We start from the raw sequence: 25,702 nt of genomic DNA on the forward strand, positions 1-25,702 counted from the left end.
GCGGCGATGTCGCGCGAGAGCACGACGGTCGAATCCAAGTGGGCAAACGTCGTCGCAGGCGACGGGTCGGTCAGGTCGTCGGCCGGCACGTACACGGCCTGGATCGAAGTGATGGAGCCCACCTTCGTCGAGGTGATGCGCTCCTGCAGTTTGCCCATTTCCTCGGCCAGCGTCGGCTGGTAGCCCACCGCCGACGGCATGCGGCCGAGCAGCGCGGACACTTCGGTGCCGGCCAGCGTGTAGCGGTAGATGTTGTCCACGAAGAACAGCACGTCGCGGCCTTCGTCGCGGAAGGATTCCGCCATCGTCAGGCCGGACAGAGCCACGCGCAGACGGTTCCCCGGGGGTTCGTTCATCTGACCGAACACCATGGCGACCTTGGATTCGGCCAGGTTGTCCAGCTTGATGACGCCGGCATCCGACATTTCGTGATAGAAGTCGTTGCCCTCGCGGGTGCGTTCACCCACGCCGGCGAACACCGACAGACCGCTGTGGGCCTTGGCGATGTTGTTGATCAGTTCCAGCATGTTCACGGTCTTGCCCACGCCGGCGCCGCCGAACAGGCCGACCTTGCCGCCCTTGGCGAACGGGCAGACCAGGTCGATCACCTTGATGCCGGTTTCCAGCAGTTCCACCGAGGGCGACAGTTCGTCGAACTTCGGGGCGTGCTGGTGAATGGCGCGCTTTTCGGTCGACTGGATGTCGCCGCGCTCGTCGATGGGACGGCCCAGCACGTCCATGATGCGGCCCAGGGTGCCCTGGCCGACCGGCACCGAGATCGGAGCGCCCGTGCCGGCCACGGCCATGCCGCGGCGCAGGCCGTCGGACGAACCCATGGCAATGGTGCGCACTACGCCGTCGCCCAGCTGCTGCTGGACCTCGAACGTCAGACCTTTTTCCGCGAAGGCGGAGGACTCGTCGGTCAAGGTGAGCGCGTCGTAGATGTTGGGGATGCTGTCGCGGGGGAACTGAATGTCCACCACTGCGCCGATGCACTGAACGATGGTACCGTTGCTCATGTTTAGTCCTATAGATTCTGGGGTTGACCTGGCGTGCGTCGATCAGACCGCCGCTGCGCCGCCCACGATTTCCGAAATTTCCTTGGTGATGGCCGCCTGACGGGTCTTGTTGTAGACCAGCTGGAGGTCGCCGATGACTTTCTTGGCGTTGTCGGAGGCCGCCTTCATGGCCACCATCCGCGCGGATTGCTCGCTGGCCATGTTCTCGGCCACGGCCTGATACACCAGGCCTTCCACGTACCGCAACAGCAGATCGTCGATGACCGTCTGGGAATCCGGTTCGTACAGATAATCCCAGCCGTACTGCGTTTCCAGCGCGTCGTCTTCCTGGCTGCCCGACTGGAAGGGGTCGTCGAGCCCCGAAGGCAGCGGCAGCAGGCGGATGAAGCTGGGGTCCTGCTTCATCGTGTTGACGAAGCGGCTGGTCGCCAGATACACGGCATCGACCTTGCCGTCGACGAAGTCGTCGATCTGCGCCTTGATGGCGCCGATCAGGCGTTCCAGGTTGGGCGCATCGCCCAGCTGGACTTCCGAGGACACCACGTTGACGCCCACGCGATTGAGCAGGCCCAGGCCCTTGGAGCCCAGCGCCGTCGCCTGGACGCGAATGCCTTGCTGTTCGAATTCCTTGATCCGCGCCAATGCCAAGCGCGAGATGTTGGTATTCAGACCGCCGCACAGGCCCTTGTCGGTCGTGACCAGCACGATGCCGACGGCCGACAGCTTCGGACGTTCCACCATGTACGGGTGGGTGTAATCCGGGTTCGCCTGCATCAGGTGCGCGGCAATCGCACGGACCTTGGTGGCGTAGGGACGGCCGGCCCGCATGCGATCCTGCGCCTTGCGCATTTTCGATGCGGCGACCATTTCCATCGCCTTGGTGATCTTGCGCGTGTTTTGCACGCTCTTGATCTTGGTTCGAATTTCCTTGATTCCGGCCATTCCACTATTCCCTTGGGCTGACCGGGGCGCTTGTCATGGGCGCCCCGGATGCAACTTAAAACGTGCCGTGCTTCTTGAACTCTTGAATCGCGGCGCCCAGAGCGGCGTCGTCTTCCTTGGACAGTTCTTTCACGTCTTCGATGCGCTGGATCAGGGCTTCGTGCTTGGACTTCAGGAAGTCCTTCAGGGCCTTTTCGAACGACAGCACCTGAGCGACTTCCAGGTCGTCCAGGTGACCGTTGTTGACGGAATACAGGGCGACGGCCAGTTCCCAGACCTGTTGCGGCTGGTACTGGGGCTGCTTCAGCAGTTCGACCACGCGCTTGCCGCGTTCCAGCTGGCGACGGGTGGCGTCGTCCAGGTCGGAGGCGAATTGCGCGAAGGCGGCCAGTTCACGATACTGAGCCAGGTCGGTACGGATGCCGCCCGACAGCTTCTTCACGACCTTGGTCTGGGCGGAACCGCCGACGCGCGACACCGAGATACCGGCGTTGATGGCGGGGCGGATGCCGGCGTTGAACAGGTCGGTTTCCAGGAAGATCTGGCCGTCGGTGATCGAAATGACGTTCGTCGGCACGAAGGCGGACACGTCGCCGGCCTGCGTTTCGATGATCGGCAGCGCGGTCAGGGAGCCGGTCTTGCCCTTGACTTCGCCCTTGGTGAACTGCTCGACGTAGTGAGCGTTCACGCGTGCGGCGCGTTCCAGCAGGCGGGAGTGCAGGTAGAACACGTCGCCGGGGTAGGCTTCACGCCCGGGAGGACGGCGCAGCAGCAGCGAAACCTGGCGATAGGCCCAGGCCTGCTTGGTCAGGTCGTCATAGACGATCAGGGCGTCTTCGCCGCGATCGCGGAAGTATTCGCCCATGGTGCAGCCCGAGTAGGCGGCCAGGTACTGCATGGCGGCGGATTCGGAAGCGGCGGCGGCCACGACGATGGTGTATTCCATCGCGCCGTGTTCTTCCAGCTTGCGCACCACGTTGTTGATCGTGGAAGCCTTCTGGCCGATGGCGACGTACACGCAGGTGACGCCCTTGCCCTTCTGGTTGATGATGGTGTCCACGGCCACGGCGGTCTTGCCGGTCTGGCGGTCGCCGATGATCAGCTCGCGCTGACCGCGGCCGATCGGCACCATGGAGTCGATGGCCTTCTGGCCGGTCTGCATCGGCTGCGATACGGACTGACGCGCGATCACGCCGGGCGCGACCTTTTCGATCACGTCGGTCTGCTTCGCATTGATCGGGCCCTTGCCGTCAATGGGATTGCCCAGGGCGTCGACGACGCGGCCCTTCAGTTCCGGGCCGACCGGCACGGCAAGGATCTTGCCGGTGGTCTTGACGGAGTCGCCTTCGGACACGCCGATGTAGTCGCCCAGCACCACGGCGCCGACGGAGTCGCGCTCGAGGTTCAGCGCCAGGCCGAAGCGGTTGTTGGGGAATTCGAGCATTTCGCCCTGCATCACGTCGGACAGGCCGTGGATGCGGGTGATACCGTCGGTCACGGACACCACCGTGCCCTGCGTGCGGACGTCGGTGGACGCGCCCAGGCCTTCGATGCGGCTCTTCAGCAGTTCGCTGATCTCGGACGGGTTAAGTTGCATGGTAAGACTCCTGGAATCCTGTTGTGTGGCCCGCCATCATGCGGCCAGCGTATCGCGCAGATTGGCCAGACGGGCCTGCACGGAAGTGTCGAGCACATGGTCGCCCACGGCGACACGCACCCCGCCGATCAGTTCCGGATCAACCGTCACCTGCGACTTGAGTTTGAGGCCGAACTTGCGTTCCAGACCCTGCAGCAGCCCCGCGATCTGGGCCTCATCCAGCGGAAAGGCGCTGGTGATCCGCGCCAGGGCGGTGCCTTCGACCTGATTGCGCAAGAGTTCGAATTGTTCCGCCACCTGGGGCAGAACCTGAACCCGGCCGTTTTCCACCGCCAGGGCCACCAGATTGGCCGCCTGTTCGGGCAGTTCCTGGGGCACCAGAGAGGTGAGCAACTGGATGCGTTGCGCGTTGTTCAGACGCGGATCGCCCATGGCTTCCAGCACGTCGGGCATGCCGGAGACCTGGGCCAGCAGCGACAGCACGCCGGACCACGATTCGAGGCCGCGCGCATCGTTGCGCACCGCTTCGAAAAGGGCTTCGGCGTAGGGCCGCGCGATGGTAGATAGTTCAGCCATGACTCACCCTGATCAGAGTTGCGCCTTGAGCTGATCCAGAAGATCAGCGTGCGCCTTGGCGTCGACTTCGCGGCGCAGAATCTGTTCCGCGCCCTTGACGGCCAGTTCGGCGACTTCGGCACGCAAGGTTTCGCGTGCGCGCTGCGCTTCCTGGGCGGCGTCCTGACGGGCCTGAGCGACGATCCGGGCCTTTTCGGCCTCGGCTTCGCGGCGGGCTTCGTCGATCAACAGGGCAGCCTGTTTCTCGGCTTCCGCCAGACGCGCATGGTTGTCCGTCTTCGAAGCCGCTTCCATCAGGCTGACACGAGCCTGCGCCTGGGCGAGGTCCGCCTTGCCCTTTTCGGCAGCAGCCAGACCGTCGGCGATTTTCTGGCGACGATCATCGATTGCCTTCGTCAGGGGTGGCCAGATGAATTTCATCGTAAACCAACCCAGAACGAAAAACACGATCATCTGGAAAAAGAGAGTCGCGTTTAAATTCACGGTCGTTTCCCTAATTTACCCACTCGTGCCTTGTGGCGAACCCACAAGGCACCAAACCTGGCTGCCCGCCCCCGAACAAGCGGCCGGATCAGCCCCTGGCCTGCCTAGGCAGGCCTGCGCGATCAGCCGACGAACGGGTTGGCGAACGCAAACAGCATGGCCAGACCCACGCCGATCAGGAAGGCGGCGTCGATCAGACCAACCAGCAGGAACATCTTGGTTTGCAGGGTGTTCATCAATTCGGGCTGGCGCGCGGAGGCTTCGAGGTATTTGCCACCCATCAGGCCGATGCCGATGCAAGCGCCGATGGCGCCCAGACCGATGATCAGACCGCAAGCGAGAGCAACGAATGCAACGTTGGTCATAACAACTCCTTGGTAAGTAAACGTTGTTTAGTCAGAAAACAAAATCAGAAATCAGTGGCCTTCGTGCGCCAGCCCGATATACACCAGGGTCAGCATCATGAAGATGTATGCCTGCAGCAGCACGATCAGGATATGGAAGATCGCCCACGCCGAGCCGGCCAGCACGTGCCCGAATGCCAGGCTGATGCTGGTCGCATCCGCCCCCACCCAGGCCCCCCCCAGCAAGGCGATCAGCATGAACAGCAGTTCGCCCGCATACATATTGCCGAACAGCCGCATGCCCAGAGAGACGGTCTTGGCGACATATTCGATGAGATTGAGCAGCAGATTGAACGGGGCCAGCACCAGGGCGCCCACGCCGTGCGCATGGAAAGGCGCGGTGAAGAGTTCTTTGACGAAGCCGCCCACGTGCTTGATCTTGACGCCGTAGTACAGGGTGAGCAGCAGCACGCCCAGCGACATGCCCATGGGGATGTTCAGGTCGGCGGTGGGCAGGATGCGATGGTAGTACAGGGGGTCGGAGTGATCGGCGCCCAGTCCGACGGCGCGGAAGATCCAGCCCATCAGGTCGACGGGGATCAGGTCCAGCGAGTTCATGAGGGTGATCCACAGGAACACGGTCAGGGCCAGCGGCGCGGCGTACAGACGGGATTTTTCATTGGGGACGATGTTCTTGGCTTCTTCGTAGACCATGCCCACCAGCATTTCCACGGACATCTGGAAGCGGCCGGGGACGTCGGTCGTGGCCCGCCGGGCGGCGCGCCACAGGAAGTAGATGACGATGGCCCCCATCAGGATGGACCAGAACAGGGAGTCGTAGTTCACGACGCCGAAATTGGCGATGATGTCCTGCTTGTGCCCGAGATTATTCAGGTGCACCAGGTGGTGCTGAATATATTCGGACTGAGGCGTCGTTACTGCGTCGGTCATCGGTAAGCCCTTCAAACGTAATCAAATCATGGCAGGCGGCGCAAGGCCAGCAACACCACATACCCCTTCATGACGCCCATCAGCCCCAGCAGGAACGCCAGCCAGTTCAGCCAGCCGCCCCACCGCCACGCCACCAGGACCACCACCCCAGCTACCACCAGCAGCTTGAGGAGTTCGCCCCAGAAAAAGGCGAGCGACCCCGGGCGTTTCGGCCCGAAATACCCCAGCAGCAGCCGCATGGCGAACAGTGCGTTGGGTACAAAATAGGCTGCCGCCCCGATCAAGGCGGAAGCCCCAGCGTCCTTCCCAGCAATCCCCCAGGCCCCCAGCACCACCAGCATCCCCGTGAATGCCTGCGCCGCCAGCGCCCGAAACAGGCCGACTCGTGAACGTCTGGCAATCAGCGCGCGTTCCGCATCACTGAGCGCCAGCGGTTCGGCCGGGTCCGTCGACATGGCCTTCGACCCGTCATCCAACCCTTTGCGCGGATCCGATGCGGCCCGATCACCCATAAAAACCCGTTCACGGCCCGGCGATTGATCGCCGGGCAATAAAGTCAAACCGTTGAATTATAGCTTTTTTTGACACGGGATTCAGAGCCCCGCCCCAAAAGGCGCACCATTTTAACCCAGATTCGCCAACCATGTCCTGATACAGGCGGGGCCGCCCGAAGGGCTACGTCCTTTGGGGGATGCGCGCCTCCCGATCGGGCGAACAGCCTACTTTATCTGCCCTATGGGTGGCCGCGGGGCCGCCCCGTACCATGCTTTCCAAGGCGATTCGTTGCGGCTGGCAACAAAAGCAACGCCTGGTCGGAGGAGCATCCCGTGCGGTTCGTCGGCTTTCGATGCGGTTTCAGTCTCTGTTGCGTTCTGGCTCTGGCCGGCATGCCGGCGGCCGCGCAGGAGCCGGTACCCGCCGGGCAGATGGACCAGGGCAGGATCGACCACGAGCCGCTGCGCGGCCTGATGATCAACCGGACCATGACCGTCATGGGCTGGGATTTCTACAAGAGTTTTTCGGAGATCTGGCAGGCCCTGTACCCGGAATCGCAGGACACCCTCACCGTGGTCGAACGGCCCACCGCCCAGTACGGCAGCGAGATCTGGGTCAACTACCTGGACCAGACCGTCTTCCACACGTTCCTGTCGCCCGCCCGATCCCGGGCGCGCGACGAGAGCCGGAATGCCGTGGAAGTGGTGCACAACAACATCGACATCATCAACGCCCAGCGCCAGTTCGTCCAGGACGCCGATCTGGGCCCCGAGGAGATGTAAATGGATTCACATGTTCCCAGCACCCGCGCGAGCGCGCCGCGCCTCGGAGCCGCACTGGCGTCCCTGGCGGCGATCCCGCTCCTGTCCGCATCGGCGCAGGCCGGCCAGTTGCTCTACACCCCCGTGAACCCGTCGTTCGGCGGCAACCCGCTCAACGGCCCGACCCTGCTGCAAAGCGCACAGGCCCAGAAGCGCTACCCCTACCCCATGGACGACCTGGGGATCGACAACATCGGCCAGATCCTGCAGACCAACAACGGCTTCCTGATCCAGCGGGGCAGCAAGCTGTACTGGGTGGATCTCAACGGAAACGCACACCCCATCAATCTGGATGGGTCCAGCACGACCAGCACGGCCGACGCGCCGATCAAATAATCCGGAATAGAGGTGTGCCATGGATACCCTTGGGATGTCGGTCTTCCCCGCGCTGTTCCAGGCGCGCCGCCTGTGCATCGGCGCGCTGGCGACGCTCACGCTGTCGGCCTGCGCGCTGCAGAAGCCCATGAACGTCTCGAACGAAGCCCAGCTGACGCCCGCGACGCCGTCGACCATCAATCTGATGAAACTGCCGCCGCCGCAGAAGAAGATCGTGGCAGCGGTCTACGGCTTCCGTGACGAGACCGGGCAGTACAAGCCCAACCCCAGCAGCGCGTTTTCCACCGCCGTCACGCAGGGCGCGGCCTCGATGCTGATGAAGGCCCTGAAGGACTCGGGGTGGTTCATTCCTGTCGAACGCGAGGGCCTGCAGTCCCTGCTGACCGAACGCCGGGTCCTGCGCGCGATCGACGACCACCCGCAAAACGGCGGCCAGGCCGTCACCGTCCCCAACCTGCTGCCTGCATCGATCATCCTGGAAGGGGGCATCGTGGGCTTCGACTCCAGCACCCGCACGGGGGGACTGGGGGCGAAGTTCCTGGGCATCGGCCTGACGACGCAGTACAGCGTAGACCAGGTCACGATCAATCTGCGCGCCGTGGACGTCATGAGCGGCGAGGTGCTGAACAGCGTCTCGACCACCAAGACCATCTGGTCGTACGAGATCCACCCGAGCTACTTCCGCTTCGTCAACTATTACGACCTGCTGGAGATCGAAGGGGGCTACACGAACAACGAACCGACCCAGCTTGCGGTCAAGGAAGCCATCGACGCCGCGGTCATGCACCTGACCGTCGAAGGCATCCGGGACAACCGGTGGCGCCTGAAAAACCCGTCCGACTGGAACTCCCCCCTGCTCCAGCGCTATCTGAATGCCGAGAAGAAAGACACCACCGTGACCGTCACTCCGCGCCAGTCCATCAAGCAGGAAGACGAGGCCGTGGCCGACAACGGCCACGCATCCCGGTAGGCGCCATGCAGCCCCCGTCTGATTTGGAGTTTCCATCATGAACACACTCACCCTCCGCACCCGCTCGGGCCGCGCCGCCCGCACCGGCCCCGCCCTGTGCATGCTGGCGCTGCTTGCCGCGGCCCCATTGACAGGCCAGTGCGGCACTCCGGACATGTCGTCGCTGTCGGAGCTGCCGCCCACGGAACTGAATGCATCGTCCTTGCAGGCGAGCACCTTTCAGAAAGGCAGCCTGAATACCGGCAGCATCGCGCAAAAGGGCGCCAATACCGTCGCCTCGATCTCGCAGGAAGGCGCGAACAATCACGCGACGGTCTCGCAAACCGGCGTCGATAACACCGCGATCCTGGCCCAGTACGGCGCGGGCAATGACGCTCAGATTCTGCAAAGCGGCAGCGGCGACTCCGGCGACATCACTCAGCGCGGCAACGGCAACCACGCGAAGCTGGAGCAATACGCCAGCAATGCCTCCGCAAGCCTGAACCAGTTCGGCAACTTCAACCAACTGTCGGTCACGCAGACCGTGCCCGGCCCGCTGCCGCCCATCATCCAGATTGGCGCCGGTCTGAAGCTGAACGTCTACCGATAACGCTTTTCGTTTCTTTCCCCACAAAACCCGGTATCAAGGCCGCTGGGTGGCGTATTTCTCACACAGGTCTTGTCGACTCTAGAGGAGCATCACCATGAAAACTCAACTTTGCGCACTGGCATCCGGCCTTGTCCTGGCGTTCTCCGGCGCTGCAGCCTTCGCGGGCAGCACGGGGAGCACATACCAGAACGGCTTCAACAACGACGCCGCCATCACCCAGGCCTACAACGGCAACGCCACGGCCAAGATCGTCCAGGAAGGCGCCCAGAACGTCGCCAAGGCGAATCAGGACAACAACTGGTTCGGGACCGCGAACATCGATATCTATCAGAACGGATACCAGAACTTCGCCAATGCCCAGCAGTCTCACACCCTGAACTCCGACTCGAAGATCGTGCAGGTGGGCGCCCTGAATGTGGCCAACACGAAACAGACGTGGGGGGCCAACCAGTCTTCCGACGTCTATCAGAACGGCTACAACAATACTGCCAACGTCACCCAGATGGGCTCGAACCTGAGCGCGACGGCCGTCCAGGTCGGCGTCCAGAACCTCAGCACCATTACCCAAACGGGCTGGTAAGCAGACAAGCCCGCGGGGCCGCCACGCGGCGGCTCTGCGGCAACACCCGGCAATGGCGCATCGAGAGGCAAGCATGATGGTTGCGGACACGAACCTGCAAGCATGGCTGGATACCGTACCCGGCACACAGCCGAGCGTGATCATTCCCTACGTGCAAAGCCGCGAGAACGGCGCCGTCCGCTATCAGCTGGTCGCCACCAAGCACGGCGCCAGCGGCACATCCGTCATCAATCAAAGCGGCGACGTGCGGCTGAAAGCGAATACGCCGACCGCGCTGACACGATTTTCTCTTTCCGTCGGGGAACGAGACCAGTGCAAGATCGAACTGGTTTTGTTTGCCAACGGCAACGCTGCGGGCACCTATCGGTTCGCGTGCCCGCGAGCCCAGTAACTCCTGTCGATTCCGAGGCCCGCCTTGTATCCCCGCCTGTCGCCCGCCGTGTTTACATTTTGTGCGATATTGGCACTACCCGGCATAGGCTTGTGTGCGTCGATACAAGATTACGACACGCTGCTACAGTCCGCGCGCGCTCATCGGGACGCCCAGCAATGGAACGACGCCATCAGGCTCTTTCGCGAGGGCGAGCAGCGGTTCCCGCAGCAAAACGCCTTCACCTACGGCCATATCATGACATTGGCCGATGCCGGACGCACGGACGAGGCGATCCAGCGAGGCAGCGAACTGGTGTCCCGCAAGCCCGGCGACGCCGACAGCCACCTGGTGCTGGAATATGCGTACCAGCAGGCCCGCCAGCCCTACGCCGCGCTGGAACAGGCGTCGCAGGCCCACGACCTGGCGCCGAACAAGGCGTATGTAGTGCGCGCCTACGTCCTGGCGCAACAGCGCGCCCAGCTGCCGCAGGCCGCCCTGCGCACGGCGCAGGACCACCCCGGCATCCTGGAGTCCTCCCGGATCCGCTCGCTGCAGGCTGACGTCGCCGCCCAGTTGACCCGCGCAGCAACCACCGAATCCCGGGGAGAAGCCAGCCGCTTCGTCCTGGCGGACCAGGCCCTTGCCATGTACGACCGCCTGATCCCGCAATGGCAAGCCCTGGGGCCGCCGGCGCAGGCCGACGTCGCACGCCTCCTGGCGGACAGCCTGCTGGCGCTCCATGCCCGCAACCGCATGCGGGACATCATCACCCGCTATGAAGCGATGCGCGCGGACGGCATCCCGGTGCCCGATTACGTCCTGGGGGACGTGGGCTCCGCCTACCTGGCGACGCGCCAGCCCGAGAAGGCCGCCACGCTGTTTCGCGCGTCCCTGGCGGCCGGAAAGCACGAGGGCCCCAGCCGATTGGCGGACGCCACCGGCCTGTTCTACGCATTGACCGAATCCGGACAATACGACGCGGCCGACGCCGAATTCGACAGCGTGGCGAACGCCTTGCCCGTGTGGATCTATCACAAGGGAGATCCCCGGCGCCGCCCCAATCCTCCAAAGCTGGATGCGGCGCAAACCCAGGCGCTCGGGCTTCTCGACGCGAGCCGGACCGTGCAGGCGCAGGCCGCCCTGGATGAAATGGTCGATGCCGCGCCCGACAACACCAGCATTCGCGCGGCCCGATCCGCCGTCTACCGCGCCCGGGATCTTCCCCGCCACGCGGAAAGAGACCTGAAGATCGCGGAAAGCCAAGCCCCCAGGTCCGCCGAAGTCGAGCTGAACCAGGCGGAGACTGCCCTCTCCCTGCAGGAATGGCATCAGGCAAAGCTGCTGCTGGACGACCTGAAGTCCCGGGCGCCGGACGATGGATCCGTGCAGCGACTGGCGCGGGAATGGGATGTGCACAACATGGCCGAGTGGCGGGTGACCGCCGGACGCGGCACATCCACCAGCAGCCCTGTTCTGGGCAGCCGCGACTGGAACATCGACACAGTGCTGTACTCGCCGCCCATCGATGAAAACTGGCGTGTGTTCGCCGGCGCCGGCTATTCCGAAGGGGTATTCGAAGAGGGCATCGGCCATTACAGCTGGACACGCGCAGGCGTCGAATGGCGCGGCCGCGACGTCACGGCACAGGCGGAAGTATCCGGCAACCGCTATGGCTATGGAACCAGGACTGGCGCGGCCGCTTCGGTCCTCGTGGATCTGGACGACCATTGGCAGATCGGCGCCGGCGCGGCCCTGCTGTCGCGAGACACGCCGCTGCGAGCCCTCACGCACGACGTCACCGCCAACAACGTGCAGGCGTCGCTGCGCTGGCGCGGCGACGAACGCCGCGAATGGACGCTGTCGGTGACGCCATCGTTCTTTTCGGACGGCAACAACAGGCTGGAAGTGGATCTGAACGGCCGCCAGCGCCTGTACACGGCTCCGACGATCAAGGTCGATGCGCTGCTGGATCTGTCCGCCTCGCACAACACCGGGGACGACACGGTCGACTACTTCAATCCGAAATCGGATCTGACGATCCTGCCCGCACTGCAGCTCACGCACACGCTGTATCAGCGCTACGAGACGCAATGGACGCAACAGTTCCTGCTCGGCGCGGGCAGCTATACGCAGCAGCGCCATGGCACGGGAGGCATCTTCACGGCCGGCTACGGCCAGCGCTACCGTTACAACGACGTCCTGGAGGTCGGCTTCATGATCACGGGCACCTCGCGGCTCTACGACGGCCAGCGGGAACGCGACTACAACCTCCTCGTCAACATGACGTACCGATTCTGAGGAGAGCCCGGCCATGTCATCCTCCTTCATCCGACTGCGCCTGCCGCTGTGGCTCTGCTGCCTGGCGCTGCTGTCGGGCTGCGCCAGCGGCATCCCGAGCTTCACGCCGCCCTCGCAGCGGCCCGTCTCCGCCGTCGATCGCCCATGGCCCCACAACGGCCTGCTCACGCTGGCTTACCACGACATCGAAGACAGCGACCCCGACCAGACGTTCGTGGCGGTGCGCACCGACCTGTTCGTCACCCAGATGCAGTGGCTGCGCGACAACGGCTACCAGGCCGTTTCCGTGGACCAGATCCTGGCAGCCCGCAACGGCGGCGCCCCTCTGCCGCCCAAGGCCGTGCTGCTCAGCTTCGACGACGGTTTCCAGAGCTTTTACACGCGGGTCTTCCCGATCCTGAAATCCATGGGATGGCCCGCCGTCTGGGCCCCGGTCGGGAAGTGGGTGGGAACGCCGAAGAACCAGCCGGTCCTGTTCGGAACGCGGAAGGTCCCGCGCGAACGGTTCGCCACCTGGGACGAGGTCCGGCAGGTCGCCAGGTCCGGCCTGATCGAGATCGCCTCGCACACCGACAACCTGCACCATGGCATTCCGGCCGATCCACAGGGCAGCGAACAGCCGGCGGCCTCGACCCGTCGATATGACGCGCGAACCCGCTCCTACGAATCGGATGCCGCCTATCGCCAAAGGATAGGCGCCGACGTCGAAGCCATCACCCGGACGCTGCGGCGGGTGACCGGCAAGGCCCCCAGGGTCTGGGTCTGGCCGTATGGCGCCGCCAGCGGCGAGGCGCTCGACATCATCCGCCGGCACGGCTACCAGATGGCCCTGACGCTCGACGACGGCCTGGGAACGACGGACCATCCGATGTCCCTGCCGCGGATGCTGGTGACGGATTCGCCCGACATGGCGGAATTTGCGCGATCCGTGCTGGGCGTGGAGCCTCGCGCCAACGTCAGGGTGGCTCAGGTGGATCTGGATTACGTCTACGATCCCGACCCCGCGCAGATGGACAGGAACCTGGGCGCCCTGGTGCAACGGATCGCGGACCTGCAGATCAACACCGTCTTCCTGCAGGCGTTCGCCGACCCCCGGGGCGACGGTCTGGCGCGCGCGGTCTATTTCCCGAATCGCCGGCTGCCCATGCGCGCGGACCTGTTGAACCGGGCGGTCTGGCAGTTGCAGACGCGCGCCCACGTCAAGGTCTACGCCTGGATGCCGGTTCTGAGCTTCGACCTGTCGCCCGCCATCGCGCGCGTCAGCCGCTGGAACCCGGGCGACGGCAGCGCGGCCCCGTACTCCGCCCCCGGCCATTATCAGCGGCTGTCTCCATTCGATCCGCAGGCGCGGGCCGCCATCGCGGATCTGTACGAGGACATGGCGGCCAACGCGCCGATAGACGGCATTCTGTTCCACGACGACGCGCTCCTGGGCGACTACGAGGACGCCAGTCCGCCCGCGCTGGCCGCCTACCGGCGCGCCGGCCTGCCCGGATCGATCCAGGCCCTGCGGGCCGATCCCGCCACCCTGCGGCGCTGGACCCGCTTCAAGAGCCGGGCATTGATCGACTTCACCAGCCAGCTGGCCAGCCGGGTGCGGGCGATCCGCGGCCCTCAGGTCCGGACGGCGCGCAATCTCTATGCCGGCCCCGTCCTGGACCCGGCCAGCGAGTCCTGGTATGCGCAGAACCTGGACGACTTCCTGCAAACCTACGACTGGACCGTGCTCATGGCCATGCCGCTGATGGAACGGGTCCCGGCATCCGGATCCGATGCCTGGCTCGATCGCCTGGCGTCGGCGGTGGGGAGCCGCCCGGGAGCGCTGTCGCGCACCGTGTTCGAACTGCAGGCCCGCGACTGGAACCTGCCTGGCGGCCCGATGGTGGACGGCCGCGAGCTGGCCGGCTGGATGCGGCATCTGCAGCGCCTGGGCATCGAAAACTTCGGCTACTACCCGGACGACTTCATACAGAACCGGCCCGCCCTGCGGATCATCCGGCCGGCGATCTCCAAGGCCTGGTATCCCTACCAATGAGGAAGCGCTGCGATGACCGACCGATTACTCGCCTTCCTGCTCCTGTGCCTGGTCCTGGGGGCCCCATTTGGCGCGGCCCTGCTGTGGACGGCCGACCTGCTCCTGGATTTCGTGTTCTTCTACCCGCTGTTCATGTCCGGGCTGTGGATGTTCGGCGGCCTGTATTACTGGCTGCACTGGGAACGGCGCTGGGCCTGGGGGCCCGATGCGCCGCCGCCGGCGCTGCGAGGCGACCCGCTCGTCTCGATCCTGATCCCTTGCCACAACGAGATCGAACATGGCGCCGACGCGATCCTGGCCGCGCTGGACCAGCGTTATCTGAAAGTGGAGGTCATCGCCATCGATGACGGGTCGTCCGACGGCACCGGCACGATGCTGAACCGCCTGGCCGCCGTGCACGACAGGCTGCGGGTCATCCATCTCGCGCAGAACCAGGGCAAGGCCATGGCCTTGCGCATGGGCGCGCTGGCGGCCCGCAGCGACTACCTGGTGTGCATCGACGGCGACGCCATCCTGGACCGCAACGCGGTGGCTTACCTGGTGGCGCCCCTGCTCGACCACCCCCGCGTCGGCGCCGTCACCGGCAATCCCCGCATCCGCACCCGCTCGACCTTGATCGGCCGGGTCCAGGTCGGCGAGTTTTCGTCGATCGTCGGCCTGATCAAACGCACCCAGCGCGTCTATGGCCAGGTGTTCACCGTCTCCGGCGTGGTGGCCGCATTCCGGCGCACGGCCCTGGACAGGGTCGGCTACTGGAGCCTGGACATGGTGACGGAAGACATCGACATCAGCTGGAAGCTGCAGCGCGATCACTGGTCGATCTTCTTCGAGCCGCGGGCTCTGTGCTGGATCCTGATGCCCGAGACCCTGCGCGGCCTCTGGAAGCAAAGGCTGCGCTGGGCGCAGGGCGGCGCCGAAGTCTTCCTGAAGAACGTCCCCAACATCTGGTCGTGGCGCTACCGCCGCCTGTGGCCCATGGTGCTGGAGTACTGCGTATCGTCGATCTGGGCCTTCGCCCTGACGCTCTCGGTCTGCCTGTGGGCTGCTGGACTCTTCATGGCGCTGCCCGATCACATCCACGTCGAAACCCTGATCCCGCCCGCGTTCACCGGCATGACCCTGGCCCTGGCGTGCCTGCTGCAATTTTGCCTGAGCGTCTTCATCGACCATCGCTACGAGCCCAGGCTGGGCCGATCGCTGTACTGGGTGATCTGGTATCCCCTGGCGTACTGGATGATCAACCTGCTCACCACCCTATGGAGTTTTCCCAGGGTCATGCTCAAACACCATCGCGGACGGGCCCGCTGGGAAAGCCCCGACCGCGGCATCAAGGAGCCCATGTCATGATGATCATCGAAACCCCCCGGTCCCGGACCATCGCCCTGATCGATTTCCTGCTGACCGCCCTGGCCTGGCTTGGATTCCTCTATCTGTGCGCATCCGGCATTCAATCCATCGTCGACGATCGGACGCAGGCTCTCGCGGTCCCGCTCGCGTCGCGGCTGCTGCCTGAAGCGCACACGCTGCTGGCCTATGCCATCGTGATCGCCTGCATCGGCCTGCTGCTGTTTGCCTGGGCCGACTACAACGCACGCAGGTACGGCGGCCTGGATCGCCGCAGACCCCTGCGGGATGTGGCGAGCGAATCGCTGGCCGCCAGCTTCGACATCAGCCAGACGCAGCTGAACACGCTGCATGCCAGCCAGTCCGTACGGATCCACCATACGAACGAGGGCCGGATCAGCCTGCTCGACTATGCCAACACGCGCCAGACGGCTGGTAACAACGTATTTCTCCTGTCGCGATGATTCCAGGGAAACGCATGACCGATGCAAACAACAATTACTCTTGGTAAAGCCGGGACCGCCAGCCTCGCATAAAAATAAACCGCGACAAAGCGCCCGCTTCACATTATTTGACAGAGGGACATTACGATGGCGACGACTGTCACCGTAGTAGAGCCCAATCCGCTGCTATGCTTGGGCATCCTGAACCTGCTGCAGAGCCTCGACTGCACGCTGGTGGCCACAGGCATCGATTACGCCCAGCTGTTTCGCGACGCCACGGAACAGACCGGCGCCACCGACCTGATGCTGCTGTCCGTTCCCGGGTCCTATGAACGCATGGTGGAACTCATCTCGGCAGCCCAGCAGGGCTACGCGCCGCGACGCATCCTGCTGCTGTCCGATACCCATACCCTGCCCTATTCCCTGCTCAACTTGCCCTCGTCGCTGGCGGGCTACATTTCCAAGTATTCGTCACAGGACGTCCTGAAGACGTCCATCATGCTGGTGCTCGCCGGCGGAAAATGCTTTCCTCCTCCGGACATCGTCCATCCGGCCCGTCTGGACGGCGACGCGGTCCTGCACGACAAAACGCCGCAGCCCAAGCGACGCTGGTACGACCGGCATGGCGCCGTCCCCGCGCCGCGGGCCGAGGAACGGCCGCCCGACAGTTTCCTGGGCGCGCCGAAAACGATGCCTGCGTCCGCGGGGACACGCCCTTCGACCGACAGGGCGCCCGCCTCCGAGCCTCCCATCGAAAGCCAGGCGCCACCTCCTCGGCCCGGTAGCCGGGAAGCCCGCATGCTGCGTCTGACGCCGCGCCAATACGAAGTGCTGGTCCTGCTGGCCAAGGGATACCCGCTGAAAAAGATCAGCCGCGAATTGAACATTTCAGTGGCCACCGCCAAAACCCACACCGAGGCCCTGTACCAGCGGCTTTCGGTGAACAGCAGCAACGCGGCCGTCTACGCCGCCATTTCGAAAGGCGCCACACTCGGATTGCAAGGACCGCCTCTTCAGGAATCGCTGCCGCCCGCCGCCTGACGGCCCGCGCCGCGCCGGCGGCCGGCCACCCGACAAGCGCCCAGGCCGAGCGTTCAGCCCGCGCCGGGATACGCAGCCAGCAGCCAGGAAGCCAGGGCCCGGGCCGCGCGGCTGGCCGTGGCGTGGGGCAGGTATCTCGTCACCGGCTTTTTACAGGCCAGCGCTTCATGCAGGCTCTCATCCCGATAGACCGCCTGCGGCAGCACGCGCGGCCCATAGCGGCAACGCCAGTCCAGCACGATGTCGCGCTCCAGCTGCCGGGAAGGCTCGAAATCATTGATCAGCAGGTAGCTGGTGGACTCCAGGCCGATCTGCGCCAGCAAGACGTGGGCGGCGACATCCGGATTCGCGACCAGGACATCCAAGGTGCTGCGAAATCTCAGGACGGGAGCCAAGCGGTTCGGATAAGGCGGGCAATCGAAGAGCGCCCAATCGAACATCCGGCCCATGCCCGGCAGCGCCTGCAGCCAGAAATCATCGCCGCGCAGCAGATGCGACACGCCCGACGCCCCCACCGACTTGCGCCCGAAGGGCACGAGGATCAGGTGTTCGCTGACCTGGCACGCCTGCTGACGCCAGTCATCCGGGAACAGGGAGGCCGCCCAGCCACGCCCGTCGTCATAAGGCACGCCAAAATGCAATCTGAGCAGGTCGGAAGCGTTCAGGTCCACGAGCAGCACGCGCTGGCCCAGGGCAGCCAGGGCATCGCCCAGCATGACCGTCATCGTCGTCGTGCCGCCGCCTCCGCGCACGCCAGCCAGGGTCATCAGGTTCATGAGACGGCCTCAATCCGTGTCGGATTCCGTGAAACCGGATGCCTGCCGGGACAGGGCCTGATCGATTTCCGCCAGCAGCGGCCAACGGGCCAGCGCATCCCGGCGCGCCTGCGCGGCAGGCGCGCTACGGCGCACGGCGAATACGTCTCGTCGAACGGGAAAGGCCATCGAGCCGCCCGGGCTCCCACGCCCGGAGGACGCCGTTTCCTGCGCTTCGCCACGGCGCGGCTGGTGCTTTCCAGACATGTCATCCCCCCGCCGCAGCCTCAAGGCCTTCACAAGGTCCCGTATCCGGACACGATAAAGGCTTTCGGACAGGATGCGCGAGGGGCGGATTGCCGATCAGCCGTTCGGCCTAGTCCGAACGGCTCGGGGGCGACGCGTCTCGGGCGCGGCGCCCGCGCGGCGCTAGCGGTGCTTGAACGCCGGCTTGCGCTTTTCCACGAAGGCCTTCATGCCTTCCTTCTGGTCCTCGGTGGCGAACAGGGCATGGAAATTGCGGCGCTCGAAGAGCAGGGACTCGTCGAGGCTCGCCTCGAAGGACCGGTTGACGCATTCCTTGGCCATCATCACGGCCGGCAGCGGCATGGACGCGATCACCGTGGCGGCCTCGATGGCTTCGTCCAGCAGCTTGTCCACCGGCACGACGCGCGCGACCAGGCCCGCGCGCTCGGCCTCGGCCACGTCCATCATGCGGCCGGTCAGCACCAGGTCCATGGCTTTGGCCTTGCCCACGGCGCGCGGCAGGCGCTGCGTGCCGCCATAGCCCGGAATCACGCCCAGCTTGATTTCCGGCTGGCCGAACTTGGCGTTTTCAGCGGCGATGATGAAATCGCACAGCATGGCCAGTTCGCAGCCCCCGCCCAGCGCGTAGCCCGACACCGCCGCGATGATGGGCTTGCGGGCGCGGCGCAGCGCATCCCAGTTGCCGCCCAGGTAATCGGCCTTGTAGACGTCCATGTAGGACCAGCCCGCCATGGCGCCGATGTCGGCCCCGGCCGCGAAGGCCTTTTCACTGCCTGTCAGCACCATGGCGCCGATGTTGTCGTCGGCCTCGAAAGCCCGCACCGCGGCCGAGAGTTCGTCGATGACCTCGTTGCTGAGTGCGTTCAGGACCTGGGGGCGATTCAGGGTCAGCAACCCGACCCGCCCGCGAACCTCAACCTTTACCAGTGCTTCGCTCATGTTGCCTCCAAAGTAAACTAAGGGAATGAAAGACGAACCGATCCGCTACCGCGTGCAGCTGGCCGACCCGGCCGGCCACCGCTACGCCATCCGACTGACCATACCGCAGCCCGACCCCAAGGGCCAGACGCTGCGCCTGCCCGCCTGGATTCCCGGCAGCTACCTGATCCGTGATTTTGCCCGACAGATCGAAACTCTGCAGGCGCGGGATGCGGACGGCGCGGTGGCCGCCCGCAAAACCGACAGCCACACGTGGCGCTGCGCGCCGGCGCGCGGGGCGCTGACGATCGACTATACGGTCTATGCCTGGGACCTGTCGGTGCGCGGCGCGCACTTCGACGAAAGCCATGCCTTTTTCAACGGCTGCAGCCTGTTTCCGGCCGTGGCGGGGCAGGAATCCAGCCCCTGCCTGCTGGAACTATGCCCCCCCGGTCATGCCAGGGGCTGGCAGGTCCACACCAGCCTGCCGCCTGCCGCCGGCCAGCCGGACTGCGCCGAGCCGCACGGTTTCGGCAGCTACCGCGCCGACGACTACGACGCCCTGATCGACCACCCGGTGGAAATCGGCACCCCGCAATCCATCAGCTTCGAAGCCCACGGCGCCGTCCACCGCCTGGTCTTCACGGGCGTGGCCCCGCAACTGGACCTGGAACGCATCGCCGCCGACGTGCGCAAGATCTGCGCCGCGCAGATCGAACTGTTCGAACCCGCGGCGCGGCGGGCGCCGTTCCTGGACAGCGCCGACCACTACACCTTCCTGACCACGATCACGGGCGACGGCTACGGCGGCCTGGAACACCGGGCGTCCACGGCGCTGATGATCAGCCGGCGCGATCTGCCCATGCGCGGCCGGCCGGCGCCCGAAGGCTACCAAACCTTCCTGGGGCTGGTCAGCCACGAATATTTCCACACCTGGAACGTCAAGCGCATCAAGCCGGCCGCCTTCGCGCCCTACGACCTGAGCCGGCCCGACCACACGCGCCTGCTGTGGGTCTTCGAAGGCTTCACCTCGTACTACGACGACCTGATGCTGCTGCGTTCGGGCGTGATCGACGAACCCGCCTACCTGAAGCTGCTGGCCCGCACCCTGGACCAGGTGATGCGCGGCGGCGGCCGGCTGAAGCAATCCGTCGCCGACAGTTCCTTCGACGCCTGGACGCGCTACTACAAGCAGGATGAAAATTCCCCCAACGCCCTGGTCAGCTACTACACGAAAGGCTCCCTGGTCGCCCTGGGGCTGGATCTGGAGATCCGCCACCGCTCGGGCCACACCCGCAGCCTGGACGACGTCATGCGTCTGCTGTGGACACGCTACGGACGCGACTTCTACCGGGGCCGCCCCCGTGGCGTGCCGGAAGACGCCCTGCCCGCGCTGATCCAGCAGGCCACCGGCGTGGACCTGGGCGACTTCATCGTCCGCTACGCGGAAGGCTGCGCCGACGTCCCTCTGAAAGCCGCCCTGGCCCGCGCCGGCATCGCCCTGACGGCCGAACCGGAAAACACCCGACCCACGCTGGACGTCCGCACCCGTCCCGACACCGGCGGCCTGCGCCTGGCCACGGTGTACGAAGAAGGCCCCGCCCACCGCGCGGGCCTGTCGGCCGGCGACCTGCTGATCGCTCTGGACGGCCTGCGCATCACCGACGCCGCCAGCCTGGATACGCTGCTGGACGGCCGCCGGGCGGGCGACCGGGTCGCGCTGCACGTATTCCGGCGCGACGAGCTGCGCCAGTACCGCGCACGGCTGGGCCAGCCCCCCGCCCTGAAGCACAAGCTGGAACGCAGCGCCCCTGAAACGCCCCCATCCGGAGCCGCGGCATGAATCCATCCGGCCGCCCTCCCGTCGCCAGCGCCGATACCCGCCGGGTGATTCTGGACGACCTGCGGGTGTCGGCCTCCATCGGCATGCTGGACCACGAACGGACCGCCCGCCAGCCCCTGCGCATCCATGCCGAATTCGACACCGACGCCTCGCGCCCGGTGGACGACGCCGACATCGGCAGCGTGCTGGACTATCGCCTGCTGCGGGACGCCCTGATCCAGGAAGCCGTCCAGACCCACACCGATCTGCTGGAAACCCTGGTGGATCGATCCCTGACCCGCATCCTGCGGGACTTTCCGGAGGTCCTGCACGTCCGCCTCCGCATCTGCAAACCGCAGGCGTTCGACGATTGCGCCGCCGTCTGCATCGAACAATCGCGCAGCCGCACATCCGCCGCCTGATCATCGCACCATGTCCGCACCCACTCCCGACTTCCAGGCGTCCGGCGCCGCCGAACACGGCCACGCCGCCGCGCTCGGGGACGCCGCCGCGCGTCCCGCCCGCCACAGCGTCAACGAAAACAAGCTGGTCAAGCGGCTGCTGCGCGAAACCGGCAAGGCCATCGGCGACTACCGGATGATCGAGGACGGCGACCGCGTCATGGTCTGCCTGTCGGGCGGCAAGGATTCCTACGGCCTGCTGGACATTCTGCTGACGCTGCGCGAACGCGCGCCCATCCATTTCGACGTCATCGCCGTCAATCTGGACCAGAAGCAGCCGGGGTTTCCCGAACACGTGCTGCCCGACTACCTGAGCGCGCGCGGCATCCCCTTCCACATCGAGAACCGGGACACATATTCCGTGGTCAAGCGCCTCGTCCCGGAAGGCAAGACGACCTGCTCCCTGTGTTCGCGCCTGCGCCGGGGCATCCTGTACCGCGTGGCCCGCGAACTGGGCGCCACCAAGATCGCCCTGGGCCACCACCGCAACGACATCCTGGCGACCTTCTTCCTGAACCTGTTCTACGGCGGCCGCATGAAGGCCATGCCCCCGAAGCTGGTGTCGGACAACGGCGAGCACATCGTCATCCGGCCACTGGCCTACGTGCGCGAGAAAGACCTGATCGCCTACGCGCGGCTGCGCGAGTTTCCCATCATTCCCTGCAACCTGTGCGGTTCCCAGGAAAACCTGAAGCGCAAGGAAATCAACCGCATGCTCGAAGAATGGGACCGGCACTTCGGCAACCGCACCTGGAACGTGTTCCGCGCGCTGTCGCACGTCGTGCCGTCCCATCTGATGGACCCCGCCCTGATGGATTTCGGCGGCCTGCGCCCGACGGGCCGGGCCGACGCCGACGGCGACCGGGCATTCGACGAGGAAGACTTCCCGATGCCGGCGTTCGCGGAAGAGGAGGGGGCGGCGGACGGCGAGCACGGCTCGCTCGGCCGGGAGCCGGTCGAGCGGATCATCGCCCGGCCGCGCGTGCGGTCGCAGGAATCATCCTAATCCGCCCGCCCCCGATCAGGTCCAGTACATTGATCCGATGTCGTGGGCGAAGACGGGATAGTTCATGGGCACGCCTTTCAGGCCCTTGCGCACGACCGTGCCGATGTCGGGGCTGAACACCCAGGCATTGACGGCATCGTGAGCCAGGTGCCGCTGCATCTGCCGGAACAGCTGCCCCTGTTCGCGCGGATTGGAGCTGACGGCATGGCGAACGACCAGCGCGCGGAAATCGGCGCTGTCATACCCGAAATAAAAATCGGGCCGGGTGTAGATCGCGTAATCCAGCGGTTCGACGTGGGTGATCACGGACAGATCGAAATCCCCCTGGAAGACGGTGGACATCCATCGCGCCCAGGACACCCGGACCAGATCCACCTGGATCCCCACGTCGGCCAGGTAGCGGGCCACCACCGGGCCGCCGAACAGCGCATACGGCGTCGGAGGCAAGGTCAGATCCAGACGCAGCGGCGCGCGCACGCCCGCAGCCCGCAACAGCGCGCGGGCGCGGTCGGGATCGTAGGGGTAGAGGCTCGTCAGATTGATGTAATCGGGGTCCGTGGGCACGAAATGGCTGCCGATGGCCTGGGCGCGTTGGCGCAGGACATCCCGGATGAAGACTTCGCGGTCGATGGCGTGCGTGATCGCCTGCCGCACCCGCACATCGCCAAGGGGCGCCCGGCGATGATTGACGACCACCATGCCCTTGCCTGAAGAGCTGCCCACCAGCACTTCGTAGTGACGGCTGTCCTTCAGCCGGTCCACGCTGCTGGTGGCGGCGCCGAATAGCACATCCACCCGCTGGTCCAGCACGGCCCGGACCTGCCGCTCGGGATCCGGAATGAAATGAAATCGCGCGGCGGGAATGCGGACGCTGCCGGCATCCCGGTAGCCCGGCCACCGCACCAGGTCGACGTCCCCCGTATCCTGCCATCCGGCGAAGCGATAAGGCCCCGTCCCGATGGGCCGCCGCGATGTCTGGTCGGCCGAGCCGGGGTGCACGATGGCGGCGGGCGGCTGTCCCAGCCTGAAAGGCAGCAGGGGGTCGGGGTGCTTCAGCGTCAGCAGCACCGTCCGCTCGTCCGGCGTCTGGATGTCCTGGATATTGCGGAAGGTCTCCACCAGGCTGTTGGCGGCCCCCAGCGCCTGCGCCCGCCGCAGGCTGCCGGCCGCCACGCCGGCATCCAGCCGGGCGCCATCGTGAAAGATGACGCCGTCGCGCAAGCGGAACCGGTAGCGCAGGCGGTCGAGCGAGACGTCCCAGTGTTCGGCCAGCAACGGCGCCACCTGGCCGTTTTCCCGGATGCAGGTCAGGCCTTCGAGGATGTTGCTGTGCACGACTTCGCCGACGACGGCGGCCGCCGAGCGGGTGGGGTCCAGGCTTTCCGGCCGCAAGGACAGACCGATGGTCAGGGGCGAGGCTGTCTGACCTGCGACGCGGGACGGCGCCGCGATGGCGGCCGCGCACGCCCAGGGCAGGGACAGGACGGCCCTACGGGAGATCACCAGCCAGCCGCGGCCGGACCGCGAGCGTCCCCCCGGCGCAATGCGCCCGGCGGAGAAAGGAATGAGAACCGGAGGCCCCGGGATTCGGACATGGCAGGCACTTCCTGTAAGATCCTGTCATTATCACTCATGTAGTAGCTGCGGGAAACACGGCGGGGTGTACGACGCCGGCACACCACCATGGCGCACGATCATTTCCTGTCCCGCCGGACGCTGCCGGCCCTGATTGCGGTGCTGGTCTCCGGCGTGCTGATGATCCTGGGCGGAGCGCTGGCCTATCTGGACAGCCAGGAACGCCACCAGCACGCCGTGGAACACGAACTGCAGCTGGTCAACCGGCTGCAGATCCAGAGCCTGCAGACCTGGCGCAGCGCCCGACTCACCGAAGCGGCTTCCATCACCATGGACACCCTGTTCGGCGGCGCGGTGGCCGACTGGCGTCTGGCGGCGCAGGATCAGCGCGCCGATGCCGGCGCCCTGCGGGACGCCATCCGGGACAGGCTGCGTTTCCTCTACGAACAATCAGGCTACGCCGCCGCCTATCTGCTGTCGCCTTCGGGCGCCCTGCTGCTCGCGCCCGAAGGAGGACGCCCGCCCACGCTGTCGCCCGACGGCCAGGCCGCATTGCAGCTCGCCATCGACCGGGCGCATCCCGTGGCGATCAACCCCCAGCGGGATCCCGCCTTCACGTTCCCGTTCTTCAGCCTCATCGCGCCGGTCTACCAGGACGACGAAATCGTCGCCGCCGTCTGGATGATCATGGACGTGCGCAGTTCCCTGTTCCCTTTGCTGGAAGAGTGGCCATCGGCCAGCCAGACGGCGGAGTCCATCCTGGTCATGCGGGACCGGGACAGCGTGCGTGTGCTCAGCCCGCTGCAGGATCAAGCCGATGCCGCGCTGCAGTTCCGCATGTCGCTGGCGCTGACCCAGGCCCCCATGGTGCAGGCCGTCCAGGGCATGCGCGGCCTGTTTCGCGGGCAGGACTACCGGGGCCGCCCCGTCCTGGCCGTCGCCGCGCCCGTCACCGGCTCTTCCTGGTACCTGGTCTCGAAAATCGACGTGGCCGAAGCCCTGGATACCCGCTGGCGGGACATGTGGCACATCGCCGCCCCGGTGATCGCCGGCCTGCTGTGCATCTGGCTGGCGCTGGGGTACACGCAGCACCAGGCCTGGCGCCGCGAACGGCGGCTGAAGGAACTGCTGGAACGGCAGGTCCGCCACGACCCGCTGACGCAGCTGGCCAACCGGGTCGCCCTGGACGAGCAATTCGACATCAACTGGCGTCATGCCGTGCGGCAGCGCCAGCCCCTGTCGGTGCTGATGATCGACGTGGACCACTTCAAGGCCTACAACGACCACTTCGGCCACATCGCCGGCGATCAATGCCTGAAACAGGTCGCAGCCATGCTGTCATCGGTCGCCCGGCGCAGCACCGATCTGGTCTCCCGCTACGGCGGCGAAGAATTCGTCATGCTGCTGCCCGACACCCCGCTATACCAGGCCCGCGCCCTGGCCGAACGCATCTGCCAGACCGTGTTCAATGCCGCCATTGCGCATCCGCTGTCGCAGCATGGCGAACGCGTCACCGTCAGCGTGGGCGTCACCTGCGCGAACGCCGGCGACCTGAGCGGCGCCGACGCAGCGCGGATCCGCAAGTCCCTGCTGGAACGCGCCGACGCCGCCCTGTACGCGGCGAAAAGCGCGGGCCGCAACCGGGCGGAATGACGGCATCC

27 protein-coding genes are annotated in these 25,702 nt (G+C 65.7%); 15 read left to right on the top strand and 12 right to left on the bottom strand.

The window, feature by feature from the left end:
* The 8 genes from atpD to Q0263_RS05810 all read right to left on the bottom strand — a co-directional run.
* A partial coding sequence (gene atpD / locus Q0263_RS05775) for a F0F1 ATP synthase subunit beta (RefSeq protein WP_298014230.1) occupies positions 1-1,019 on the bottom strand: 1,019 nt, incomplete at its 3' end.
* A 42-nt stretch (positions 1,020-1,061) separates the two neighbouring features.
* On the bottom strand, positions 1,062-1,961 hold the full coding sequence (atpG, locus tag Q0263_RS05780) for a F0F1 ATP synthase subunit gamma (RefSeq protein ID WP_298014232.1): 900 nt from the start codon (positions 1,959-1,961) through the stop codon (positions 1,062-1,064).
* A gap of 55 nt (positions 1,962-2,016) precedes the next feature.
* Complete coding sequence (gene atpA, locus Q0263_RS05785; RefSeq protein ID WP_298014233.1) at positions 2,017-3,558, bottom strand: F0F1 ATP synthase subunit alpha; 1,542 nt, start codon at positions 3,556-3,558, stop codon at positions 2,017-2,019.
* A 36-nt stretch (positions 3,559-3,594) separates the two neighbouring features.
* Entirely contained in the window at positions 3,595-4,134 is a 540-nt protein-coding gene (locus tag Q0263_RS05790; RefSeq protein ID WP_298014235.1) for a F0F1 ATP synthase subunit delta, read from the bottom strand.
* Positions 4,135-4,146: 12 nt separating this feature from the next.
* Complete coding sequence (locus tag Q0263_RS05795; protein WP_298014237.1) at positions 4,147-4,617, bottom strand: F0F1 ATP synthase subunit B; 471 nt, start codon at positions 4,615-4,617, stop codon at positions 4,147-4,149.
* Positions 4,618-4,739: 122 nt separating this feature from the next.
* Positions 4,740-4,982 carry a F0F1 ATP synthase subunit C gene (gene atpE, locus Q0263_RS05800; RefSeq protein WP_298014239.1) on the bottom strand — a complete coding sequence of 81 codons (243 nt, stop codon included), beginning with the start codon at positions 4,980-4,982 and terminating at the stop codon, positions 4,740-4,742.
* A gap of 51 nt (positions 4,983-5,033) precedes the next feature.
* The gene (atpB, locus tag Q0263_RS05805; protein WP_298014241.1) at positions 5,034-5,912 is read right to left on the bottom strand and encodes a F0F1 ATP synthase subunit A; all 879 of its coding nucleotides are present in this window, start codon (positions 5,910-5,912) and stop codon (positions 5,034-5,036) included.
* A gap of 26 nt (positions 5,913-5,938) precedes the next feature.
* Entirely contained in the window at positions 5,939-6,367 is a 429-nt protein-coding gene (locus Q0263_RS05810; RefSeq protein WP_298014243.1) for an ATP synthase subunit I, read from the bottom strand.
* A 372-nt stretch (positions 6,368-6,739) separates the two neighbouring features.
* Between Q0263_RS05810 and Q0263_RS05815 the strand changes: the two genes are divergently transcribed.
* The 11 genes from Q0263_RS05815 (at position 6,740) to Q0263_RS05865 (ending at position 17,237) form a co-directional block, all read left to right on the top strand.
* On the top strand, positions 6,740-7,189 hold the full coding sequence (locus Q0263_RS05815; protein ID WP_298014245.1) for a curli production assembly/transport protein CsgE: 450 nt from the start codon (positions 6,740-6,742) through the stop codon (positions 7,187-7,189).
* Positions 7,190-7,564 carry a curli assembly protein CsgF gene (locus Q0263_RS05820; RefSeq protein WP_298014247.1) on the top strand — a complete coding sequence of 125 codons (375 nt, stop codon included), beginning with the start codon at positions 7,190-7,192 and terminating at the stop codon, positions 7,562-7,564.
* Positions 7,565-7,583: 19 nt separating this feature from the next.
* Positions 7,584-8,534, top strand: coding sequence for a CsgG/HfaB family protein (locus Q0263_RS05825; protein ID WP_298014249.1), 951 nt, complete (start codon positions 7,584-7,586; stop codon positions 8,532-8,534).
* A 37-nt stretch (positions 8,535-8,571) separates the two neighbouring features.
* Positions 8,572-9,123 carry a hypothetical protein gene (locus Q0263_RS05830; protein WP_298014251.1) on the top strand — a complete coding sequence of 184 codons (552 nt, stop codon included), beginning with the start codon at positions 8,572-8,574 and terminating at the stop codon, positions 9,121-9,123.
* Positions 9,124-9,217: 94 nt separating this feature from the next.
* Positions 9,218-9,703, top strand: a complete 486-nt coding sequence (locus Q0263_RS05835; protein ID WP_298014253.1) for a hypothetical protein — start codon at positions 9,218-9,220, stop codon at positions 9,701-9,703.
* Positions 9,704-9,776: 73 nt separating this feature from the next.
* Positions 9,777-10,094, top strand: coding sequence for a curli-like amyloid fiber formation chaperone CsgH (csgH, locus tag Q0263_RS05840; protein WP_298014254.1), 318 nt, complete (start codon positions 9,777-9,779; stop codon positions 10,092-10,094).
* A 48-nt stretch (positions 10,095-10,142) separates the two neighbouring features.
* A complete protein-coding gene (gene pgaA, locus Q0263_RS05845; RefSeq protein WP_298014256.1) occupies positions 10,143-12,374 on the top strand; it encodes a poly-beta-1,6 N-acetyl-D-glucosamine export porin PgaA in 2,232 nt (743 codons plus the stop codon).
* 13 nt (positions 12,375-12,387) lie between these two features.
* Positions 12,388-14,409: a poly-beta-1,6-N-acetyl-D-glucosamine N-deacetylase PgaB gene (pgaB, locus tag Q0263_RS05850; protein ID WP_298014260.1), complete on the top strand. Its 2,022-nt coding sequence runs from the start codon at positions 12,388-12,390 to the stop codon at positions 14,407-14,409.
* A gap of 12 nt (positions 14,410-14,421) precedes the next feature.
* The gene (gene pgaC / locus Q0263_RS05855) at positions 14,422-15,756 is read left to right on the top strand and encodes a poly-beta-1,6-N-acetyl-D-glucosamine synthase (protein ID WP_298014262.1); all 1,335 of its coding nucleotides are present in this window, start codon (positions 14,422-14,424) and stop codon (positions 15,754-15,756) included.
* On the top strand, positions 15,753-16,217 hold the full coding sequence (gene pgaD / locus Q0263_RS05860; protein ID WP_298014263.1) for a poly-beta-1,6-N-acetyl-D-glucosamine biosynthesis protein PgaD: 465 nt from the start codon (positions 15,753-15,755) through the stop codon (positions 16,215-16,217). The genes pgaC and pgaD overlap by 4 nt, the downstream gene beginning before the upstream one ends.
* Before the next feature lie 126 nt (positions 16,218-16,343).
* Complete coding sequence (locus Q0263_RS05865) at positions 16,344-17,237, top strand: LuxR C-terminal-related transcriptional regulator (protein WP_298014266.1); 894 nt, start codon at positions 16,344-16,346, stop codon at positions 17,235-17,237.
* 53 nt (positions 17,238-17,290) lie between these two features.
* On the opposite strand, the gene bcsQ is transcribed toward Q0263_RS05865, so the two are convergent.
* The 3 genes from bcsQ to Q0263_RS05880 form a co-directional block, all read right to left on the bottom strand.
* Positions 17,291-18,013, bottom strand: coding sequence for a cellulose biosynthesis protein BcsQ (gene bcsQ, locus Q0263_RS05870; protein WP_298014269.1), 723 nt, complete (start codon positions 18,011-18,013; stop codon positions 17,291-17,293).
* 9 nt (positions 18,014-18,022) lie between these two features.
* The gene (locus Q0263_RS05875; protein ID WP_298014271.1) at positions 18,023-18,259 is read right to left on the bottom strand and encodes a hypothetical protein; all 237 of its coding nucleotides are present in this window, start codon (positions 18,257-18,259) and stop codon (positions 18,023-18,025) included.
* 162 nt (positions 18,260-18,421) lie between these two features.
* Complete coding sequence (locus Q0263_RS05880) at positions 18,422-19,198, bottom strand: enoyl-CoA hydratase (protein ID WP_298014272.1); 777 nt, start codon at positions 19,196-19,198, stop codon at positions 18,422-18,424.
* Positions 19,199-19,223: 25 nt separating this feature from the next.
* On the opposite strand from Q0263_RS05880, the gene Q0263_RS05885 reads away from it, so the two are divergent.
* Genes Q0263_RS05885 through ttcA form a run of 3 tightly spaced genes read left to right on the top strand, consistent with a single transcriptional unit; the run spans position 19,224 to position 22,466 of the window.
* On the top strand, positions 19,224-21,020 hold the full coding sequence (locus Q0263_RS05885) for a PDZ domain-containing protein (RefSeq protein WP_298014276.1): 1,797 nt from the start codon (positions 19,224-19,226) through the stop codon (positions 21,018-21,020).
* Positions 21,017-21,421 (top strand): dihydroneopterin aldolase, encoded by a 405-nt coding sequence (locus Q0263_RS05890; RefSeq protein ID WP_298014278.1) that lies wholly within the window; start codon positions 21,017-21,019, stop codon positions 21,419-21,421. Before Q0263_RS05885 ends, Q0263_RS05890 begins: the two co-directional genes overlap by 4 nt.
* A gap of 10 nt (positions 21,422-21,431) precedes the next feature.
* Complete coding sequence (ttcA, locus tag Q0263_RS05895; RefSeq protein WP_298014280.1) at positions 21,432-22,466, top strand: tRNA 2-thiocytidine(32) synthetase TtcA; 1,035 nt, start codon at positions 21,432-21,434, stop codon at positions 22,464-22,466.
* Positions 22,467-22,481: 15 nt separating this feature from the next.
* Here ttcA and Q0263_RS05900 read toward each other — a convergent pair whose 3' ends face one another.
* Positions 22,482-23,969, bottom strand: coding sequence for an ABC transporter substrate-binding protein (locus tag Q0263_RS05900; RefSeq protein WP_298014282.1), 1,488 nt, complete (start codon positions 23,967-23,969; stop codon positions 22,482-22,484).
* Between the two features lie 180 nt (positions 23,970-24,149).
* On the opposite strand from Q0263_RS05900, the gene Q0263_RS05905 reads away from it, so the two are divergent.
* Entirely contained in the window at positions 24,150-25,694 is a 1,545-nt protein-coding gene (locus Q0263_RS05905) for a sensor domain-containing diguanylate cyclase (protein ID WP_298014284.1), read from the top strand.
* Positions 25,695-25,702: the final 8 nt, after the last annotated feature.

The organism is uncultured Castellaniella sp. (genome assembly GCF_937988725.1).
Taxonomy (GTDB): domain Bacteria; phylum Pseudomonadota; class Gammaproteobacteria; order Burkholderiales; family Burkholderiaceae_B; genus Castellaniella.